18 protein-coding genes are annotated in these 21,079 nt (G+C 32.5%); 3 read left to right on the forward strand and 15 right to left on the reverse strand.

The window, feature by feature from the left end:
* On the forward strand, positions 1 to 229 hold a 229-nt coding region (locus BLP68_RS11500), incomplete at its 5' end, for a transposase (RefSeq protein ID WP_176758958.1).
* Between the two features lie 238 nt (positions 230 to 467).
* Here BLP68_RS11500 and BLP68_RS11505 read toward each other — a convergent pair.
* Positions 468 to 857, reverse strand: coding sequence for a hypothetical protein (locus BLP68_RS11505; RefSeq protein WP_091543602.1), 390 nt, complete (start codon positions 855 to 857; stop codon positions 468 to 470).
* Between the two features lie 29 nt (positions 858 to 886).
* Positions 887 to 1,297, reverse strand: coding sequence for a hypothetical protein (locus tag BLP68_RS11510; protein WP_091543605.1), 411 nt, complete (start codon positions 1,295 to 1,297; stop codon positions 887 to 889).
* A 236-nt stretch (positions 1,298 to 1,533) separates the two neighbouring features.
* Between BLP68_RS11510 and BLP68_RS11515 the strand changes: the two genes are divergently transcribed.
* Positions 1,534 to 2,577, forward strand: coding sequence for a YeiH family protein (locus BLP68_RS11515; protein WP_091543607.1), 1,044 nt, complete (start codon positions 1,534 to 1,536; stop codon positions 2,575 to 2,577).
* Positions 2,578 to 2,655: 78 nt separating this feature from the next.
* On the opposite strand, the gene BLP68_RS11520 is transcribed toward BLP68_RS11515, so the two are convergent.
* Together BLP68_RS11520 and BLP68_RS11525 are read right to left on the reverse strand one after the other, a co-directional pair.
* Entirely contained in the window at positions 2,656 to 3,342 is a 687-nt protein-coding gene (locus BLP68_RS11520; protein WP_091543609.1) for a phosphoribosylaminoimidazolesuccinocarboxamide synthase, read from the reverse strand.
* A 227-nt stretch (positions 3,343 to 3,569) separates the two neighbouring features.
* Positions 3,570 to 4,109: a DUF5698 domain-containing protein gene (locus BLP68_RS11525; RefSeq protein ID WP_091543611.1), complete on the reverse strand. Its 540-nt coding sequence runs from the start codon at positions 4,107 to 4,109 to the stop codon at positions 3,570 to 3,572.
* A gap of 620 nt (positions 4,110 to 4,729) precedes the next feature.
* On the opposite strand from BLP68_RS11525, the gene BLP68_RS11530 reads away from it, so the two are divergent.
* Positions 4,730 to 5,686 (forward strand): NAD(P)-dependent oxidoreductase, encoded by a 957-nt coding sequence (locus tag BLP68_RS11530; RefSeq protein ID WP_091543615.1) that lies wholly within the window; start codon positions 4,730 to 4,732, stop codon positions 5,684 to 5,686.
* 73 nt (positions 5,687 to 5,759) lie between these two features.
* Here BLP68_RS11530 and hcp read toward each other — a convergent pair whose 3' ends face one another.
* From hcp to BLP68_RS11585, 11 genes are all read right to left on the reverse strand, one after another.
* Complete coding sequence (gene hcp, locus BLP68_RS11535; protein WP_091543617.1) at positions 5,760 to 7,406, reverse strand: hydroxylamine reductase; 1,647 nt, start codon at positions 7,404 to 7,406, stop codon at positions 5,760 to 5,762.
* Between the two features lie 211 nt (positions 7,407 to 7,617).
* Positions 7,618 to 9,360 (reverse strand): methyl-accepting chemotaxis protein, encoded by a 1,743-nt coding sequence (locus BLP68_RS11540; protein WP_091543620.1) that lies wholly within the window; start codon positions 9,358 to 9,360, stop codon positions 7,618 to 7,620.
* A gap of 42 nt (positions 9,361 to 9,402) precedes the next feature.
* On the reverse strand, positions 9,403 to 10,110 hold the full coding sequence (locus BLP68_RS11545; protein WP_091543622.1) for a zinc metallopeptidase: 708 nt from the start codon (positions 10,108 to 10,110) through the stop codon (positions 9,403 to 9,405).
* A gap of 73 nt (positions 10,111 to 10,183) precedes the next feature.
* A complete protein-coding gene (locus BLP68_RS11550) occupies positions 10,184 to 10,924 on the reverse strand; it encodes a GTP pyrophosphokinase (protein WP_091543625.1) in 741 nt (246 codons plus the stop codon).
* Positions 10,925 to 11,029: 105 nt separating this feature from the next.
* A complete protein-coding gene (locus BLP68_RS11555) occupies positions 11,030 to 12,112 on the reverse strand; it encodes an AI-2E family transporter (RefSeq protein ID WP_091543627.1) in 1,083 nt (360 codons plus the stop codon).
* A gap of 321 nt (positions 12,113 to 12,433) precedes the next feature.
* Positions 12,434 to 13,723, reverse strand: a complete 1,290-nt coding sequence (locus BLP68_RS11560) for a sensor histidine kinase (RefSeq protein WP_091543630.1) — start codon at positions 13,721 to 13,723, stop codon at positions 12,434 to 12,436.
* Positions 13,720 to 14,394 carry a response regulator transcription factor gene (locus tag BLP68_RS11565; protein WP_091543633.1) on the reverse strand — a complete coding sequence of 225 codons (675 nt, stop codon included), beginning with the start codon at positions 14,392 to 14,394 and terminating at the stop codon, positions 13,720 to 13,722. The genes BLP68_RS11560 and BLP68_RS11565 overlap by 4 nt, the downstream gene beginning before the upstream one ends.
* 253 nt (positions 14,395 to 14,647) lie before the next feature.
* Entirely contained in the window at positions 14,648 to 15,697 is a 1,050-nt protein-coding gene (locus BLP68_RS11570) for a P1 family peptidase (protein ID WP_091543635.1), read from the reverse strand.
* Positions 15,698 to 16,003: 306 nt separating this feature from the next.
* The gene (locus BLP68_RS11575; RefSeq protein WP_091543638.1) at positions 16,004 to 17,395 is read right to left on the reverse strand and encodes an alanine/glycine:cation symporter family protein; all 1,392 of its coding nucleotides are present in this window, start codon (positions 17,393 to 17,395) and stop codon (positions 16,004 to 16,006) included.
* Between the two features lie 133 nt (positions 17,396 to 17,528).
* Entirely contained in the window at positions 17,529 to 18,698 is a 1,170-nt protein-coding gene (locus tag BLP68_RS11580; protein WP_091543641.1) for a M20 metallopeptidase family protein, read from the reverse strand.
* A gap of 485 nt (positions 18,699 to 19,183) precedes the next feature.
* Positions 19,184 to 21,037 carry a sigma-54-dependent Fis family transcriptional regulator gene (locus BLP68_RS11585; RefSeq protein ID WP_242876971.1) on the reverse strand — a complete coding sequence of 618 codons (1,854 nt, stop codon included), beginning with the start codon at positions 21,035 to 21,037 and terminating at the stop codon, positions 19,184 to 19,186.
* Positions 21,038 to 21,079 lie beyond the last annotated feature (42 nt).

A 21,079-nucleotide genomic window follows, 5' to 3' on the forward strand; every position in this document is an offset into this window, starting at 1 on the left:
AGACTTAGCCGATAAGGCTAGAAGATTTATGAAAACTGAAAAAGGTAAGCGTTACTATAAACGCAGAAAAGAAACCGTGGAAAGAATCTTTGCTGACGCAAAGGAATTGCACGGCCTTAGGTATGCCCACTATCGTGGACTCCATTTAGTTCAGATGCAGTGTTTAATGACTGCTACTGCACAAAATATCAAAAAAATAGCCACTAAGCTATCAAAAGTCCAGGAATAATCTTGGGTTTTTGATAGTTTAGTAGCAGAAACAATTAAAAATTTCATTTAAATCAATTTACAAAGAATTTAACCACCAGATTAGATAAAATCTGGTGGTTTGTAATCAACCTCAGGAAAGTAGAACTTTCCTATTAAATAAAAAAACACAAAAACGGTTGTTATTGAAAAATAAGCAGCCGTTTTTATTCTTTTAATTAAATTCATATATAAAGCATTATAAAGACCTATTATTATATTTATGGTTTTAGAATATCATTCCATTTAGCTAGCTCTACTTTGTCATTACTTACATCTTTAATATTAATAGAAGTCTTGAATTCATTAAGCTTCTCTCTAGCTATTCTTGCTGTTTTTAAGACATCCTTATTCTTAGATGTTGATGTTCCTCTAATTAGCTCTATTAAAGCTGCATCATTGATTATTATTACTATCTCTTTATCCATATATATTTCTAATTCCTTCAATAACGTTATTAAAGCATATAAATTTACTACCGCTGGTTTCTTATACTCCTTAAGTATAGATTTTTTGCTTACCAGTTCTCCATCATCATAGATACGATATCTAATCTCTATATCCTCACCCTCATAATATCCTGAAATTGCCACCAAATAGGCTGTAATCATTTCAAACCACTCCTTAATTTTCTTATCTATTACTCTTTAGAAATTCTTCTATTAAAGGTAAATCTATACCCTGAGCTCTCATTTTCATTAATATAGTATCTATAAAATGTTCGAGTGCCACTTTTTCTATCCTTCATTACATTATTTTTTCCTATTTTATCAAATAGTAAAGTTTTAAGGTCATCTTCCCCCGTTAAGATATACTGCAATTTCAAGCCATCGAATCCTCCTTTTATACCCTCCATACATTTAATAGAGAAGAATTTAAGGTGGGCTTTAATAATAGTGTTGGTGGCATTATCAATAATCTCAATGGGTAATTCTTTATTCATGGTATACACCAAGGCTCTTAGAAAGGTTCCATAGTCAGTAGTGGATATTTTCGTAGAATCACAATATGCCAGCAAATTATCTAATTCTTCAGAAGTAATTATTCTCATTTTAACATCCCTTCTTTAATTTAACATTAGTACTATATTAAATATTATTAGCATTGTGTAGTTTTTCTTTTCATTGCATTTTTAGTATTAATTGGATTTTTCTTCTTTTTAATAATACACTAAATATAAAAATTTAGATACATTATGTTATTTATTATAATTCAATTGATTTTGTTTCCATAGATTTTATTCTAATTTGGTGATAGAATCATGTATAGAATAAAGGAGTGGATTTCATGACTTATATTAAAAGCATTACAGGAGGAACTCTACTTGCTGTAGCCCTTGCATTATTATCAATTTTTATAAGCAATCTAATGGCAAATCATATAATAGGTGCAGGGGTTTTTGCATTGCTTATCGGCATGTTATTGAATCCTGTGGTTTCCAAGTATGATATATTTGAAAATGGCTTAAGCTTTACATCGAAAAAGATTTTACGCTTTGCAATTATCCTTATGGGCTTTACCCTTAGCTTCTCACAGGTTATAGAGATTGGCAAATTCTCCTTGATAGTTATGGTGTTTACACTTTTCACAGCATTTGCCGGTGGATACTTATTGGGAAGACTGCTTAAAATGGATTGGAAACTGTCAGGCCTAATATCGGCAGGTACAGGTATATGTGGTGGTTCTGCTGTGGCGGCTATTGCGCCAGTTATTGATGCTAATGATGGTGATATTGCTTATGCAATTTCTGCAACCATTATATTTGATATTATAATGGTTATCCTTTTTCCTTTAATGGGCACATACTTTGGTATGACCGATTTAGGATATGGACTTTGGGCAGGTACAGCCATTAATGATACATCATCTGTAGTTGCGGCAGGGTATGCATTTTCTGACGTGGCGGGTAATTTTTCTGTTATTGTTAAACTTACACGTACTTTTTCAATTGTTCCCGTTGTACTTGTGTTTTCCTATATAAATGCAAGTGTTAAAAGAAGATCCTATAATACTGTTTCTGAGGAAAATCAAGTAGAAAACCCTAATAGAAACAATAAGGTGGACATAAAAAAGATTTTTCCTTGGTTTATTTTAATGTTTCTTGGTATGGTGGCAATTAAAAGCTCAGGTGTAATACCACAAACGGTAAGTGACACCATATCAAGTACTAGTAAATTCTTGATGGTAATGTCCCTAGGAGCCATAGGCCTTAAAACAAATTTCAGTAGTCTGTCAAAATCTGGGTTTACTCCTATACTCCATGGCTTCGTTATTTCTTCATTGGTTGTTATGGTGTCATTTTTTGTTCAAGTGACCCTCGGGCAGGTTTAACCTATCCATGAAAACAACAAAAATTCCCTTAGTCCACCAATCTAAGGGAATAACAATTTCTTAACTACTTTCAAAATACTACTCTCCTAAAACTAATCTCTCTAACTCCAAAGGTTCTATATATCTTCCGTCAGAATAGGCTCGCATATTTCCTCCTGATATTTCATCAATTAGTATTATTTCTCCTGTCTTTTTATCTCGACCAAACTCAAATTTTATATCATATAATTCTATTCCTTTATTAGAAAGCTCCGACTTTACAATATTTCCAATTTTCTTAGTAAGCTCTTTTAGTACTGAGTATTCTTCTTTAGAAAGGATTCTCAGCATATCTAATGCGTCTTCTGAAATAGGAGGATCTTGTCTTATATCATCCTTAAGGGTGATCTCCATAAATGCATCCAACGGTTGTCCTTCTACAACGTATTTACCATAACGTCGAAGAAAGCTACCTACAGCTCTATAACGGCAGATAACCTCAAGTCCTTCTCCAAACACAGTAGCTGGTTTTACCTTCATAGTTGCTTTTTCAATGTTTGCATCGACATAATGGGTTGGTATATCCTTTTCATTAAGCCTTTCGAAAAAGAATTTTGTTAATCTAAGGCCAGCCTTACCTGCACCTTCTATGGTTAGTCCAACTGTATTGGCACCTGGGTCAAATTTGCCGTCTTCTCCCGTTACATCATCTTTAAATTTTAGTAAATAGTTACCATCATCTAATACATACACATTTTTCGTTTTACCCGTATAAATAAGTTCCATTTCTATTAGCTCCTTTTTGATTATTTTTTATCTCTATTTACAATAATATTAATTATACACTATTTTTTTGTTTTTACATATATTTTTAAATATTTTTATGATAATGTTTGTGCTAAAGCTATTTTTATGCCAACTTAGTTAATTTTAATTCGTATTTTGTTGTAATGAATTACAATTGAGTACCTCTTGAATAATAATAGGACGTGATACATTCATCACGTCCCTTTTTATATTGCTTTTACATTTGTAACAGAAATTTTCCCTTCTACCTTATTCAAGTTTTTTATCTTTAAAGTAGGATCTGTTACACCACATTCCTCCATAATACCTTCAAGTATTTTGAATTCTTTTCTTCTAATAACAACCTCTATCTTGTATCTTCTATGTCCATGGCTTCCTCTTGCTAAAAAGTTGTTAACTGTATATCCTTCTTCTCTAAGTTTTTCTGCTATTTGTATCATCTTATCTTTATTATTTAAGAATACATCTACTTCTAAAATACCTAGGGCCAGCTTATCTTCGATTCTATTACCGATGAAAACTCCTAGGGTTTTTCCTAGAGCATATGCAACTGCAAAATGAACTCCTTCTGAATTAGCAACCTTTCCAACAACTGCGGCAAAAATTATTGCATCTGCAAATACTAAAAAATACACTGGATTCATAATCTTCTTTGCCAGCAATATACTCTTTAATGTTGCCAAAATATTGGTCAGTGCTGTTATTAAAAATAAACCCATAAGCGTCAATAATATATGTTGTGTCATCAAGACACCTCCCTTTCAATTACATTTATTCTTCAATTAATGAATATGTTTTGTTAGTATAGTTTCTCTGTAGGTAAGTATAGCAACAAAAAAACTAACATTATATAAATGTTAGCATCGAGTTTCCACAACCAAATAATTAATTCCAAATATTTCAAAGTATACATCACTAATATTACAAGGAAATATCAGTCATTATACTTTAATGAACTAAGAATTAATACAATTATTTATTTTTAATAATTCATATATTGAAAATCAAGAATAGAATAAATATACTTTCATTAGAAATAGAAACATCTCTAATACGCACTAAGGAAGGCATCTAGGTTCTAATAAACCTTAGAGTCAAATAAAAGCATCTTCATATTAATATTGAAACCAATGATAAAATTATTGCAAAATATATAACCAATAAACTAACTTTTTTATTATATCATACATTGTAAATATTTACAAATGATATTTTCAAGTCTCTAAGTCAAAGCTATTATTTCGAAAATTGAACATAATATAAAGACACCCTTTTTCAGTTTTACTTTCTTAAGTTTTTAAATATATATTTATTGTGTATAATATAATTATCAATTTCAAAATATTAAGAAACTAGGGGGGTAACTATGGAAAGAACAGTTTTTCTAAATTCATCAAAGTTAGACTTCGACAACCAACTGGACTTTTTACCATTAAAAGAAATTTGTACTTTCACTAAATATGATGATAGTAGCCATAAAGAAATTTTAGAAAGAGTGAAAAACCAAAATATTATTATTACCAAGGAACTACCACTCACTAAAGATTTAATTGAGCAATTTCCGCCTTCCGTTAAGCTCATTTGTGAGGCTGGTACTGGGTATAATAATATCGATATTGAAGCAGCAGCAAATAAAAGGATTACCGTCTGCAATGTGCCAAGCTATAGCACAGAGGCTGTGGCACAGTTGACAATTACGTTTATACTAAATTTAAGTTCCACTATGATTCTACAGCAAAACATGATAAAGCAGAATAACTTCTGTAATTTTACCGATCGACTACAAGTACCCCATTTTGAGGTGAATAACAAAACCCTTGGAGTTATTGGTACAGGTTCTATAGGCCAACAAGTAATAAAAATCGCACGTGTATTAGGGATGAATATTTTAGCATATAATCGAACTCGTAAAAAATATGATGACCCAAATATAAAATCTGTTTCTCTAGATGAATTGTTAATAGAAAGTGACTTTATTTCAATCCACTGTCCATTAACGCCTAATACAAAACATCTTATTGATCAAAATAAGCTGCAGCTTATGAAACCAACAGCTTTTATTATTAACACTTCCAGAGGTCCAATAATTAAAGAGACTGATTTGATTGAAGCCCTACAAAGAGGTACAATCGCTGGGGCTGCTCTTGATGTTCAAGATCCTGAACCTCCAGAATTGAACAACCCATTGTTTACAATGGATAATGTTATTCTCACACCTCATATAGGGTGGAAATGCTTTGAGTCGAGGCAAAGGCTTATACATCTTTTAGCAAAAAATATATCATCCTATATTAATGGAAATCCGATAAATGTTGTAGGTTAGTAGATTGATGTTAAAATGGAGTAAAATAGAAAAGAGGATCTAAATCTAGATCCTCTATCTATATGATATTTAGTTATTTCATAAGGGAGTTATTCAAATCTTCATCTACATTACCAATAGGTTTAATATTAAAATTATCCACTAAGTATTTTAATACATTGGGAGATATAAAGGCTGGTAGACTTGGACCTAAGTACATTCCTTTAATACCAAGAGACAATAATGCTAGCAAATCAGCAACTGCCTTTTGCTCATACCATGAAAGCACTATGGTGAGTGGCAATGAATTCACATCCGTTTCAAAGGCATCTGCTAGGGCTGTGGCGATTCTAACTGCTGAATACGCATCATTACATTGCCCAACATCTAATAGCCTTGGTAATCCAGCTACTGTTCCAAAATCCAGTTTATTGAATCTATATTTACCACATGCTAAAGTAAGAATTGCACAATCTTGTGGTACCTTTTCTGCAAATTCTGTATAATAATTTCTTCCTGGTTTTGCTCCATCACAACCTCCTATTAGGAAAAAATGCCTTAACTTCCCTTCTTTAACCGCATTTACTATGGTTTCTGCATGGGTTAAGGTGGCATGATGGCCAAAACCTACTAAAATTTCCTTATCCGCTTGATCTTCTTTAAAACCACCTAAATCTAAAGCCTTATTTATGATTTCACTAAAATCCTTTGTACCATCTGCTTTTTCTTCTATGTTCTTAACACCATCCCAACCTACAACGTTAGTACTATATATTCTGTCCTTATAGCTTTCCCTTGGTTTCATAAAACAGTTAGTAGTCATCAATATACATCCTGGTATATTATCGAATTCCTTCTGTTGATTTTGCCAAGCAGAACCGAAGTTACCTATTAAATGCTTATATGCTTTAAGGGACGGATACCCGTGTGCCGGTAGCATTTCGCCGTGAGTATAAATATTAATTCCTTTACCTTCCGTCTGTTGAAGCAACATTTCTAAATCCCTTAAATCATGTCCTGATATAATGATAAATGGTCCCTTTTTTATATTTACATTTACTTTATGAGGTGACGGATTATTGTATGTAGTAGTATTAGCTTCATCCAATACCCTCATGACTTCTACACTCATTTCCCCTGTTTTCATGGTCATACCTATCATATCTTCAACAGTTAAATTATCATCGGTGGTGGCCGCTAAACCTAGAAAGTAATAATGATCTACTTGGTCACTATGATATTTGATAAATCTTGCTTGATGTCCATATGCACTGATTCCCTTTAATCCAAATAGTATTGTGGATCTTAAAGAACGAATATCCTCATCAATGTCTTGGTCATACATAATTCCAGCTCTTACTGAGTCCTTTAACATCTCTTCTTTAGTATTACTAAGGTTATAGGTTGCTGCATCTGGATATTTCCCTTCAGGTGCTTTATCTCTTAATTTTTCTTTTATCCTTTGTGATTCCCTTAAAAGTTTTACATGAACCTCCACCTCAAAATTAACATTAGTTAATGTTGTAAATAATGAATTCTCAACAAATTTGACGATATCCTTATCAATTAGCTCTCCTTGTTCAATAAGAGGTTTTGCATAGCAGGATATTCCTTTCAACTGGAATAGCAGCAAATCTTGTAAATTTGCAACTTCTGGAATTTTTCCGCAGACCCCACTTCTAGTACATCCTTTTCCACCCATAGTTTGTTCACATTGGTAGCAAAACATTGCATTTTCCATATTTAGCTCTCCCTTATAAAATATTTTTCTTCTAAAGACCTATATAATATGTTTAATACCACTTCTCTCCATATATAATCATTTCACGAGATTATAATTAACTGAGTTTAAAGAGAGTTAAAAAAAGAGGTTATTGACAACAATAATGTCAATAACCCTGTTAATAATATACCTTAATGCACAATATTTCTATATTAATAACTTTAAAAGACTATTTAAGCTTTAGTTCACTTAGACTTGCATTTAGCTCATTGGATTTTGCCTCCATAAGAACTACCAACTGGGATAAGTCATTTATGGTTTTTGCCTCGTTATCTATACTTGTTGCAATCACTTCTACAGATGCAGAGTTTTCTTCTGAGGCTAGCTCCAAGCTTTCCATACCGTCTGAAATTATCGCAGTACTTGATGTTATTTCCTGTGTAGATGCAGATACTTCCTCCACCATAGATGAAACCTGCTGTATTGAAGCTGTTATGCTCTCAAATCGCCTCATTACATCCTCTACTTGTAGATCACTAGCTTCTTTTTCCAGTGTCAAGTCTTTCATAGATTTAGAGGCATTTTTAATTCCTCCCCGTATTTCTCCTAAAAGCTTAGATATTTCCCCTGCTGATTTAGAGGATTCCTCTGCTAGTGTTCTTACTTCATCTGCCACCACAACAAATCCTCTTCCATGCTCTCCTGCTCTGGCAGCCTCTATTGAAGCATTAAGTGCCAAAAGATTTGTTTGTCTAGCAATTGCAGTAATGGCATCCACAATACTATTAATTTCATTTGAGTGTTGATCTAGTTTCATCATTAATTCAGTGGTATCCTTAACAGCCCTACCTACATTTTCAATTTGATTTTTCATATTTTTAATAGATTCATTACCTTTAATTGCATTTGTCTGGGTATGTGAGGCTTCAATAGTTACCTGCTGCGAATACTCCGCTATTTCGTTAATAGCTTGATGCATTCCTCCAATTGATCCTGTCATTTTAGACATTTCATCAGTTTGTCCTATAATTCTATCCGTTACATTGTTTACTGTAGAATTCACTTCTTTAAAGGATAGATTAACCTGTTCAAATGAGCGTGAGAAGTGTTTACTATTATTTAGTAGGTGTTTCGAGTTTTCATCCACCTTCAACAGAAGGTTTTGTATTGTATCCAGCATTTGATTGGTGCACATTGCCAATTCACCAATTTCATTGTTTTCTTCAATATCTATTCGTTTAGTAAGGTCTCCCTTTAATTCAGTCATTTCCTTCATTTTTAATACAAGCCTCTCTATTGAGCGACTTTGTTTCATAGTCATAAAACGAACTATCCACCATATAATAAATAGGCTTATTACCATTATAACTACTAAAACACCCAATAAAATCATTTGTAATCTTATAAGTACATCTGCATTTACATCTATCCCTAAAATAGCAACCACTTCATCATTTTGAACTATGGGTATATATGCTGCGACATATGCTTCTTGCGAGATAAAATCCTGCTCTATTTTCGTTATATGTACCTTCATAGTATCATATACCAGATCCCTTTCTATATTATCATAGGGAAAAGCTTCACCTAGCTTTGGTTGATCTTGTTTAGATGCATCTGCAACATAAATCCAGTTGTTGCTACTATTCTTTGCAAAAATATATATATTGGGCAGTATATCTTCTGTTCTTTCAATTATACCCTGTAGAGTATTTGTCATACTATTGTAGTCTATCTTGCTTATGTCATTGTTATCAATAAGCTCTTTGATATCATATTGAGATAGCTCCCTTGCAGCCATTTTACCCATCCCATCCAGCGAAAGGGTCAACATCTGATGTGCAGCCATATTAACCGTCTTATAAATAAAGAAACCAAATCCTAAAAACAGAACTGTAATAAGGGCCATTATATTTCTTGACCATTGCTTACGTAGCGTTGTTTTTTTCTTGCTTTTCATTAAAAGATTCATAAGTTCCCCCCCTAGTAGCACTCAAATACTATTGAATAATTTTTACCGTCTACTACTTCTATTCCTGATTAATATAAGTCGAAGTAGTTGTGCAATTCCACTTGCCATTGCTGCCACATATGTTAATGCTGCAGCTCGAAGCACCTTCCTAACTCCTTTGCCTTCATCACCCACTATAAAGCCATTGGTATCAATTAATTGCATAGCTCGACTGCTGGCATTAAATTCTACTGGTAGTGTAATGATTTGAAAAGCAACTGCTGCTGCAAAGAGGAGAATACCTACATCCATTAGTCCTCCCAAACTAGGAATAAATAACCCTATCATTATAAAACCCCAAGCAGCAGATGATCCGAACCTTGCTACCGGAAAAATCATATTTCTTATTGATAATGGTATATATCCATTTGCATGCTGAATTGCATGTCCCACCTCATGGGCCGCTACACCAACAGCGGCTATAGAGCTCCCTTGATATACTTCTCCAGATAACCTTAGTACTTTTCTTATAGGATCATAGTGATCACTTAATTGCCCTCTTGAAACTTCAATTGGTATATGCTGTAAATTATTCTGATCTAATAGAATTCGCGCTACTTGAACTCCTGTGTACCCCTTTTTTGTTGATATACTTAAATACTTGGCAAAATTTGATTTTACTTTACCTTGAGCATAGAGGGTAAAAATAATAGCGGGAATTAAAATAATCATTGTGGGATCAAATCGAAAAAAACCATAGGGATAAAACATTTTTATCACTCCTTTATATAATTTCTAAACTTAGTTTTACTGGAAAAATACATCTTAATTTAATATTAAATAATTATCTATTTCCCGTACTAAAATGCTGTGTTAGAAAGTCGTAGGGAAGATAGAATCGTTCATTATTAATAAATATTTCTTGCGTACCATTATTAATGTCTATTACTTCTTTAAGTTGTTTTATTTCTTTATGAATGTTCTCCATTCGCTTATCTAATTGCGAAACCGAACTTGCTGCTTCCTTAAGCTCTTTTACCAATCTTACAGGAATGTCTTTATCATACTTATAGTAAATTTTGTGTTCTAAGCTTGCCCAAAAATCCATAGCAATTGTTCTAATTTGCACTTCAACATAAGTCTCTTCTACTCTGTCAGACATAAAAATAGGAATTTGCAATATTAAATGTAGACTTTTATAACCATTGGGCTTAGGGTTTTTTATATAATCCTTACATTCGATAACCTTTAGATCACTTTGATTTTGAAGCATATCACTTAATTCGTAGATATCTGAAATAAAAGAGCAAGTAATTCGTATACCAGCAATATCATGAATATTTTCTTTTATAGAAGATAATGAAATCTCGTAACCTTTTCTATTAATTTTTCTTACAATACTCTCTGGGGTTTTAAGCCGTGATTTAACATGCTCGATTGGATTATAATCATGAACATAGTGAAATTCTTGTTTCAAAATATCAATTTTTGTATTTACCTCATCCAGTGCAAATTTATAGGACATCATAAATCTAGTTAAGTCTGTTTTTATTTTCTTTAAATCTATGTTTTGTTTAATTTCCATTTTCTATCGACTCCTTGTTACTTGTCATTTACCAAGCTGTTTATATTTTACATAACTCTATACTAACTCCCATATATGAACTAATTATGAACTTAAGTCAATATCCTAAAACTTTTCTTTTGATTTTAGCTTCCAGATTTGTATGCCGCGGGTGACTATCACCTTGCAAATAGCAAAGATAGGAACAGCCAGTATCATACCAATTAGACCTACTAAACGACCTACTATTAATATTAGAAACATTATTGTAATAGGATGTATTTCTAGCCTTTTACCAATCACTTGAGGTGCAATAAGATTACTCTCAATTTGTTGAATAATAATAACAGTAATTACTATAATTAAAGCAATTACAGGCGATTGGAACAAACCTACAATAACAGCTGGTATTGTACCAATCCATGGACCGAAATAAGGTATAATATTAGTTATGCCTGCTATCACAGCTAGTAATAATGCATAATTTAATCCAACAACAAGAAAAGCTACATAGCATAAAGCACCCACACATAGACAAACAATTCCCTGACCTTGTATATAGGAACTAAGGGTTTTATCAATATCTCTAAAAATTAATATAACATCTTCCCTTTGACTTTCATTAAAGATACTTAAAATATACTTAGAAAGCTTTTCTCCATCTTTTAACATGTAGAAGAGAGTAAAGGGAACAATTACTAAAGAAAGAACAGTATTTGCCAACATTCCTATAAAGTTTGCCATGTTTATAGCAAGGCTTTTGCCCAGTTGGTTTACAAAATCACCTAATTGAAGAATAAGCCCTTCTATATTTAATGATCCGCTCAGCTGATAACGTTGAAGAGTTTCGCCTTGCTGAATACTAACGAACCTCCGTTGAACATCCGAAATAATTAATGGCATGTTATCTGTTAAACTATAAAACTGCCTCTGTAATATAGGAAAAATTATAATCAATAAACCTATGAGAACAGCAACCAAAATAAGATATACTAATAAAATGGATATAGTTCTTTCTAATTTTTTATTTAGAATATTTACTAGAGGTCTAAGTAAATAATAGAGAAATCCTGAAAGGATAATAGGAATATATAAGGTCTCAAATACAACAACAAGTGGTCGAAATACCCAGTCTATTAATGATGCAATGTATATAATTAAAAACAAGAGCAGTATACCTTGTCCAGTTTTGATTATTTTTGTATTCATTATATTCGCCTCCTTTAATCTAAAAATCATACTAATATTACTTAATGAATGCTTTTCTTCAATTACTTATAAATAATTAAACTTCTTTTTATAAAAGTAAATATCTCTTGTCTTTATTATAAAAAATGGATATGAACTAGATATGAACAATTTCATTAAACCCCTTTATTGAATATAAAAATACTTTTTCAAAAAACAAAGATGTTGCCTATTCTAAATGGTATATACAACCAAAAGAACAGCACAACATCCTAAACCACTATAGAAATTTTTAATAGAATTAACCTATTTTAATTGCTTACTACCTTTTCAATTTTTTCATTATAGTGGTAGCTCAATAGTAAAGGTAGTTCCTGTATTAAGTCTACTTTCAACATAAACATTGCCTTCATTTAAATCTACAATTCGCTTCACAAGAGGTAATCCTAATCCATTACCCTCATAGGAATGAGCTTTATCTCCTTGATAAAACTTTTCAAAAATACGTAATATGGTTTCTTCACTCATACCAATACCATAATCTGTTATTTTTATGCATGTTATTGTAGCTGTTTGTTTAAGACTAATTTTAATTATGCTGTCTTTACTTGAAAACTTAATGGCATTACTTAAAAGATTAATCCAAACCTGTTGTAGTAGTTCTTCATCTCCTTGATACTGGACTTTATCAAGTTCAAGATCAAATTCAATATTCTTTTTGCTCCATTCATATTCCAATAGTAAAATGCATTTTCTTATTTGTTCATCCAAAGAGAATACAGCCTTTTTATCAACTATCTCTTGATTTTCAAGCTTTGATAGTTTTAATATATTAGAAGAAAGATTAGACAATCTTGATGTTTCTTCAACAATAATATTGGTGTATTCCTCCTTCTCCTGCTCTGATAAATTGCCCTTTTGCAGTAGTTTAGCAAAGCCCTGAATTGACGCTATTGGTGTTTTAAACTCATGAGAAACATTAGTGATAAAATCCTTGCGAAGATATTCTATGTTTTTAAGCTCCCTAGTCATCTTATTAAAGTTGTGTGTAAGCTGTCCTATCTCATCTTTACTCTCATTTCCAACCTGTATATCAAAATTACCCTTTGCGACCTCTTGAGTAGCTGAGGTTAGCTTTAATATTGGCTTAACCACTCTTTTAGCTAATAGCATTATTAACAATGTTCCTATTAGAACGTATAAAAGTATCGAAAACCATACACGAGATGCAACAATTTTAAAAATTGTGTTATTAGGATAGAGACTGATTTTAAAATATGAATCCTCTACCATTAGTATTGTGGTTGGATCATAGAATCTATTGTGGGCAACAAAAACAATTTCATGCTTTTGGATTCTTTCAAATTCCTCATTGGTTATTTTCATCAAATCAATATCTTCTATTCTACGGACATCATACATAGAAGTAGGCATAATATTAACAATATCGTCTACAGTTAAATCGGTTTTTTCATCTAACTCTAATATGGCAATTGCTGTTGCCTCCTGATTTATCTTTACTTCACTTACTATATTATTTGTATAAAGTGTTGATACTAAAAATGACAAGAGTGAGGAGATACATATTAGAACAATAAAAAACAAGACTAATTTTACAGCAATCTTTTTCATACTTTTATCTCCGCCTTATAGCCAAGACCTCGGACTGTAATAATCTCAAATTCATTTGAATCAGCAAATTTTTCCCTTAACCTTTTAATATGCACATCTACTGTCCGTTCATCAGCTTCTGAATCCATACCCCATATTTCATCCATAAGTTGTTGCCTTGTAAATATATGCTTCGAGTAACTAAGAAGTTTAAATAGTAGATAGAATTCTTTTTTAGGTAAAATAGTAGCCCTGCCATTTTTACTGATGGTTAAAGCATCATAATCAAGCTCTATGTCACCAATTATTAACCGACGCTCATTGATTATTCGTGACCGACGTAATAAGGCTGCTACCCGTAAAACCATCTCATCCATATCAATAGGTTTTACCATATAATCATCGGTTCCCACAATAAACCCCTTCTTTTTATCATCAAGTGTTTCCTTAGCAGTTACCATCAGAATCGGTAAATTATAGTTGGATTTTCTAAGTGCATCAGTCAAATCATATCCATCCATATTTGGCATCATTATGTCACTAATAATTAAATCCACATGGGAAGTGTCCAATATATCTAAAGCTTCCAGGCCGTCTTTCGCACTTAAGACTTGATACCCATGTTGCTTTAAGACAGCCACCATCAATTTTTGAAGATTTTTATCATCCTCTACCACTAAAATATTAACCATGTTTACCCCACCTACCTAATGTATTTCTTGCAACTATATAACTCTACACCAACCTTTGCTTAATAGTTATATATCCTATAATAAAAAATCAATATGAACTCAGTATGAATAAAATCTTTTACTTAATAAATTTAAAATATTCTTCAACAGTGATACCAAATATTTTGGCAATATCCATTGTTAGCTTTAAACTCCTGTGTAACGAAAGAATCCCCTAACCTTTTTTTGGTTTGAGGGGATATAAGTACATTTGTCACTTCAGGATATTCAATAATTTATCTTGAGGTATTGCGTATACCTGTCTTTGTTTTTGCCCTTTTATAGTTTCTGCCATACACATAGAATTAATTATAGCTTCTTCAACTGCTTCAATTGCCCCTTCAAAGATTGCATCCAGTTGCTCTGAGGGAAACATTTTTATAGAATAAATTTCTTCATTACCATAAGAGTAGCAATTACCTGTAGAAAAAGTAATAAAAAAATCTCCACTACCTTCTTCTCCAATACCTCCCAATTTTGCCATTGCCAATGCAGCTCTCTTAGATATTCTTTTACACTGTAAAGGTACTAAAGGTGCATCTGTTACCAAAGTAACCAATAACGAACCATCATTCTCTGGGGTATCCCAGGGTAGAGGAACTTCCTTCTCATTTAATACCTCTCCAACTGGTTTGTTGTCAATAACAAGGTCTTGTCTTCTACCAAAGTTCGTTTGCACAAGTGCACCAACAGTAAAGCTTCCACAATCACATTCAATTATTCTAGAAGACGTTCCTATTCCACCTTTGAATTCAAAACAGATCATTCCTGTTCCGCCACCTACATTGCCTTCTTCAACCACTCCTGACTTAGCATTTAGTATTGCTTCCTCTATGTCTTCATATTTAACTGAGGTTTTTTCTAAATCACTTAACCAACCATCCCAGGTTTCAGCAACTATTCCATTAGAAAATGGCTCCAGATTATTAATCCTTCTTGTGGCTAATGAAAGATGGTGGTGTGTTAGTCCTAGCAAATGACTACCTGTAAAAACGATGGGCGTCACCAATGTCCCCGTTTCATCTATCCAATGACTACCTGTAAATTCACCTGTTCCATTAAAGGCAAAAAATCCTGCTGGGAAATGACTTCCTTGTAGTTTTCCGTTATTGGGCATTATAACAGTAAGTCCTGAACAAACATCTTTTTCAATAATTGATTTATGTCCTACAATAATACCTTCTACATCTGTAATTGCATTAAATTTTCCTGTTTTTAATTTACCAATATTAACACCTAATTCTCTTAATCTTTTTCTCTGCATTATGTTCTCCCATCCTGTTATGTATTTGACTATAAACTGAAAACTGTTAATCATATTAAATAGTCTACACTCATATTTTATTTTAAGCTATTATTACCTTTATATTTGCATTATTCATAGATATAATTTCCCTTTATATGAACAATATACCATGTGATACTTTTACACAAACATTATATTTCTTCAAGATATTCTTGTCAACAGCCAAAGCTAATAGCCAAACTACTCCTGATGATATGAAAGTAACCGCATTAAAAGGTGATCATTTGCGACCACCTTTTAAGTAAATTGCTTTAATTTTATCCTTTAGCTACTTCTCTCTGCACTTTTTCCTATATCCTTCAGGTAATATTTTGTTGAAGTAAAGAACTCGTTTTTCAGTTCAATTACTTCACTGCTTAATAGCAATATTGCGATCATATTGGGAATCACTATTGCTGCTAAAGTAATATCTAAAAACTGCCAAATTATTTTAGCTCCACCTATGGCTCCAATAAATATTGAAGCAACATAAATATACTTCATAAACCTTGAGAACTTTAATCCAAGCAAAAATTCAGCTTGTTTCTCTCCATAATAGATTAGTACTACTATAGTTGAAATAACGAATAGTAACAGAGATATCGTAACAATCATACCACCTACATTACCTAATGCATTGGAAAATGCTATCGCCGTTAAGCCTGATGCATTATCCATAGCTCCTGGAGATGTCCATACGCCTGAAACCAACACAGCAAATGCCGTTGCAGAACAAATTACTATAGTATCAACAAAAACCTCTGCTACAGACCATAGCCCTTGTCTTACAGGATGATCTGTTATGGCACTGGCATGGGCGATTGGAGCGGTGCCTAACCCAGACTCATTTGAATAAACGCCTCTTGCAAATCCCCAGCGTATTGTTGATGCAATTACTGCTCCAGCAAATCCACCTACTGGTGCCATTGGTCTAAAAGCATGGGTGAAAATTAATCCTATAACTGAAGGTATTTGTCTAAAGTTTAGCATAATTACTAAAAAGGCTGTACCTATATATAAAAATGCCATTAATGGAACATATTTTTCTGTAAACTTTCCTATTCGTTTAATTCCACCGATTACAATCAATCCAACAACCACCAATGCTAAAATACCAGAAACAGAAGGATTAATATTAAATGTAGCTGCAGCAGAAGCCGCTACTGAATTTGCCTGTACCATAATACTTGGTATTACTTCTATCATAAGTCCTAAGGCAAACCATACTGCTAACCATCTTTTATTTAACCCCTTATTGATATAATATTGTGGTCCTCCAACAAATTCCCCTTCTTCGTTCTTTTCTCTGTATTTTACTGCCAAGACAACCTCTGTAAACTTAGCTCCCATTCCGACCAATGCAATAACCCACATCCAGAAAATTGCTCCAGGTCCTCCAAACATAATGGCGGCTGGTACACCAACTATATTACCTGCACCCACTGTACAAGCTATAGCTGCTGTTAATGCTTGGAAAGGCGATACTGTCCCCTCTCCTCCCTCATGTTTTTTAAACATTTTACCAAAGGTTTGACTAAATATATAGGAAACATACTTAAATTGAAAGAATCCAAGTTTTACAGTTAAATACAATCCACCGAAAACCAATAAAATGATTAGAGGCGGTCCCCAAAGCCAGTCTGATATAACTCCAATCCAATGCATAAGCATATCCATTTGTTTTTCCCCCTTTTTTATGTTTTTCATTAATTCTTCATTCTATTATACAAACTTAAGTCCATCATCCCCCTTCAAAATTATTGAGATACTAATTCGCAATTCCCCTTTCATTTTTAAATTAATTTGATGTCTATTTTCTGTTTAGATATTCCAACGCTCCTCTAATGTGCATTTCTACTCCTATAGGAAGTACATCTTCATCAATATTAAAGAAGGGATGATGATGAGGATAATTGGTGTTTTTCTCTTTATTTCCTACACCCAAAAAGTAAAATGCACTAGGTACTCTTGCAGCAAACTCTGCAAAATCTTCTCCTAACATAACATTTATATTTGATTGAGTAATGTTTCTAGGACCAACTACTTCCATTGCAACCACTTTTACCCTTTCCGCCATGATAGTATCATTATTTAATAAAATATTTCCACACTTGATTTCCAATGCATACTCTGCTTGATGGGCTTCACAGGTGCATCTTATAATACGTTCAAATCTTTGTTTGACTTCTTCAAACCCTTCATGCAGGCACCTTATTGATCCCTCCACCTCCAATTGCTCAGGTATAATAATAGGAGAAGACCCAGCCTGTAGCTTACAGAAGGTTATAATAGTTGGAGCTAATGCATCTACTTCCCTTGTTTGAATTGCTTGCACTGCTTGCATAACATGCATGCCACAATTTATAGGGTCAATTGACAGATGGGGTGCTCCACCATGACCGCCTTTACCTTTAATAGTCAATTTAAAATAATGACTTGAGGCCATAATAGGTCCGTTACCAATTCCAATTTTACCGCTTTCAATTGGAGACCATAAATGCAGGCCAAGAGCAGCATCCACTTTGGGATTTTCCAAGACACCCTCATTAATCATTATTTCTGCACCTGCATCCTCTTCATTTGGTTGAAAAATAAATTTTATATTTCCTTTGATTTCATTCCTATGCTTCGATAATACTTTAGCAGCAACCAACAACATTGCTGTATGTCCATCGTGACCACAGGCATGCATCTTTCCTTCATATATAGATTTATAAGAAATATCATTTTTTTCTTGTACCGGCAAGGCATCAATATCTGCCCTTAGCATGATGGTAAAACCAGGTTCACTCCCCTTTAGCAACCCTACAACACCTGTCTTCGCTATATTTTTTACTTCCAGATTGCATTCCTTTAGATAGTTAGCAATTATTTCTGATGTTCTAAATTCTTCAAAGCCTAACTCAGGATGCTTATGAAAATCTCTTCTAAGATCAATTAATTCCTGATTAAGCTCAGCTATCTCCTTCTTAATGTCCACAAAACCCACTCCTTAGATTAATAATGTAAATATCGAATTCTGAATTAAATAAGCTGCATATAAATATTAATTCTGAATTTTCAGTTAATTATTACCAATGATTCATTAATCATATTTATTCATCAGACCCCTCAAACACCGATTTATACCTATGTTTCATAATAAAACCCCTCACTACCATTTCATGGTAATTAGACTTTACGAAACTATTATTGCAAGTTACGCGCCAAAAATGTTCAATTTTTATGTCATTCAGAAATAGTCTAAATTTTTCCTCTGGATTCAATGCTAGTAGAATCTTTTTTATTTGATATATTTATTGAATTTCTATCTGTATCTACTATATAAATAAAACCCTTGCATTCTATTAAAAAAAGATCTACAATTTTAAGTCAAATTCAACTTAAAATTGTAGATCATATTACTTTTTTCATATTATAGATGCCTTAAGTCATTAGTGATTTAACAAGTCGCCAACAACTTACTTATTGATTCTCAATATACTGTCTTATTTTTCTACTGGCTGTTGTTTGGCTTATTTTTAATACTTTAGCGACTTTGTAGCTGCTTGGATACTTTGAATAGGCCATCTTAACAAGTTTTTTCTCTAATTCTTCCTTAGCTTCTTCTAGAGGCATAATATTATCTGACAGGTTGGAATGGGTGCTATAATTATTGAATAATTTCAAATTAAAAATATTAGATTTATCATTATCTTTTTCAATTATTGCTGAAGGGTTTGTAACCACTAAACATTCTATAGCATTTTCAAGCTCCCGTACATTGCCTAGCCAATCATATTGTATCATCATATCCAATAGGCTCTTTCCCATTACAACTTCTTTACTATACTTTTCATTATACTTCCCTAAAAAGTACTTAATCATAGCCAGAATATCTGATTTTCGCTCCCTTAATGGAGGGATATTTATAGGAATGACATTTAGCCTATAAAATAGATCTAATCTAAACTTACCCTTATTTACCATTTCCTGTAGGTTTTTGTTTGTTGCTGCGATAATTCTAATATCTACATCTATTGGTTCTGTTCCACCTACACGTATTATTGATTTTTCTTGAATAACCTGAAGGAGCTTCACCTGTAATTGCAAGGACATTTCTCCTATTTCATCTAAGAAAAGTGTTCCGTTGTTGGCCAATTCAATTAAGCCTCGTTTTCCACTTTTTTGAGCTCCGGTAAAGGCTCCTGCTTCATACCCCAGTAATTCAGATTCCAATAAGGTTTCTGGAATAGCACCACAGTTTATTTCTACTAATCTTCCTTTTTTTCTTATACCATTATTATGTATATATCTTGCTATAACACCCTTTCCTACTCCTGATTCACCTGTTATCAAAATAGTTGAATCTATATCCTTTAATTCATTTGTCAACTGTATAATATTTTTCATGCTTTCGCTTTCATAAATAATTTTTACATCATGACTCATCTTACTTGTGTTGTTTTCTTTTTTTTGTTTTATATAGTACTGGTTTATGGTATTTACTTCCTTGATATCTACTGCATTAGTTATTATCCTAAATATCTCCCCTTTATCATCAAATACTGGCACTCCCGTCACCAATGCTTCTTTATCATTTTTAATCTTTTGTATTACAGAAACCTTGCGCTTTTCTTTCCTCACAAGACTACCAACTGCTGGGCTATACATACCCCTTTCTTCCATCTTTTTTACATCTATACCTATAGCTTCTTCTCTTTTTATGTCAGTAATATTTTCAAAGGCTTTATTTACTCTTAATGTAACACCTGTACCATCTAGAACAGCAAATGAGTTAGGTGAGTATTCAAATATTTGATTTAATTCCTTATTCCACAAATTCATCTGATTCAGGTCATTAATTAATCCCTCAATATTATATTCTCTGATGCTATAATCATCATTAGTATATTCTTTTTTAATTTCGTCAGTTCTATTTTTTTCAACTTTAAACTCTTGGATCTTTTTCTTAGCTTCCTTATAAAAATAGTTTATAACTACTTCCCTTGTTATTACTTCTTTTGGCTTTAGTGATTTACTCAAAACAATAATATATCTATTTGAATCTTCCTCCAAAATGTTGGTTATTTCATCTAATTTATAATTATGATTGGCAAAGGCAATATTATTATTTGTAATGTTTTTAACACCTGTATTTAAGGGGATACCAGAAAAATATGCTTCTAATAACTCGTTTTGAGTAACAATTCCCATTAAATTTTCATCTTGAGAGACTACAATGAATTTAATATTTTTTTCCTCAAATATTTTTGAAACAGCTTTTATTGAGGTCTCAGAGTTAACATTTTTAGCCTTAAAGCCTTCCATATTTTCCATAGACACAACAGTACTCCCCCATTCAATATTTTATTTGTATAT

Origin of the sequence: Alkaliphilus peptidifermentans DSM 18978 (assembly GCF_900101495.1) — a bacterium.
Classification (GTDB): domain Bacteria; phylum Bacillota; class Clostridia; order Peptostreptococcales; family Natronincolaceae; genus Alkaliphilus_C; species Alkaliphilus_C peptidifermentans.

What these genes read in the sequence shown, in the direction of transcription:
- BLP68_RS11540 (WP_091543620.1), bottom strand. Translation starts at nt 9,360, where the DNA reads ATGAATCTTTTAATGAAAAGCAAGAAAAAAACAACGCTACGTAAGCAA.
- BLP68_RS11510 (WP_091543605.1), bottom strand. Translation starts at nt 1,297, where the DNA reads ATGAGAATAATTACTTCTGAAGAATTAGATAATTTGCTGGCATATTGT.
- BLP68_RS11560 (WP_091543630.1), bottom strand. Translation starts at nt 13,723, where the DNA reads ATGAAAAAGATTGCTGTAAAATTAGTCTTGTTTTTTATTGTTCTAATA.
- hcp (WP_091543617.1), bottom strand. Translation starts at nt 7,406, where the DNA reads ATGGAAAATGCAATGTTTTGCTACCAATGTGAACAAACTATGGGTGGA.
- BLP68_RS11505 (WP_091543602.1), bottom strand. Translation starts at nt 857, where the DNA reads ATGATTACAGCCTATTTGGTGGCAATTTCAGGATATTATGAGGGTGAG.
- BLP68_RS11555 (WP_091543627.1), bottom strand. Translation starts at nt 12,112, where the DNA reads ATGAATACAAAAATAATCAAAACTGGACAAGGTATACTGCTCTTGTTT.
- BLP68_RS11520 (WP_091543609.1), bottom strand. Translation starts at nt 3,342, where the DNA reads ATGGAACTTATTTATACGGGTAAAACGAAAAATGTGTATGTATTAGAT.
- BLP68_RS11515 (WP_091543607.1), top strand. Translation starts at nt 1,534, where the DNA reads ATGACTTATATTAAAAGCATTACAGGAGGAACTCTACTTGCTGTAGCC.
- BLP68_RS11545 (WP_091543622.1), bottom strand. Translation starts at nt 10,110, where the DNA reads ATGTTTTATCCCTATGGTTTTTTTCGATTTGATCCCACAATGATTATT.
- BLP68_RS11530 (WP_091543615.1), top strand. Translation starts at nt 4,730, where the DNA reads ATGGAAAGAACAGTTTTTCTAAATTCATCAAAGTTAGACTTCGACAAC.
- BLP68_RS11565 (WP_091543633.1), bottom strand. Translation starts at nt 14,394, where the DNA reads ATGGTTAATATTTTAGTGGTAGAGGATGATAAAAATCTTCAAAAATTG.
- BLP68_RS11570 (WP_091543635.1), bottom strand. Translation starts at nt 15,697, where the DNA reads ATGCAGAGAAAAAGATTAAGAGAATTAGGTGTTAATATTGGTAAATTA.
- BLP68_RS11585 (WP_242876971.1), bottom strand. Translation starts at nt 21,037, where the DNA reads ATGGAAAATATGGAAGGCTTTAAGGCTAAAAATGTTAACTCTGAGACC.
- BLP68_RS11575 (WP_091543638.1), bottom strand. Translation starts at nt 17,395, where the DNA reads ATGGATATGCTTATGCATTGGATTGGAGTTATATCAGACTGGCTTTGG.
- BLP68_RS11525 (WP_091543611.1), bottom strand. Translation starts at nt 4,109, where the DNA reads ATGACACAACATATATTATTGACGCTTATGGGTTTATTTTTAATAACA.
- BLP68_RS11550 (WP_091543625.1), bottom strand. Translation starts at nt 10,924, where the DNA reads ATGGAAATTAAACAAAACATAGATTTAAAGAAAATAAAAACAGACTTA.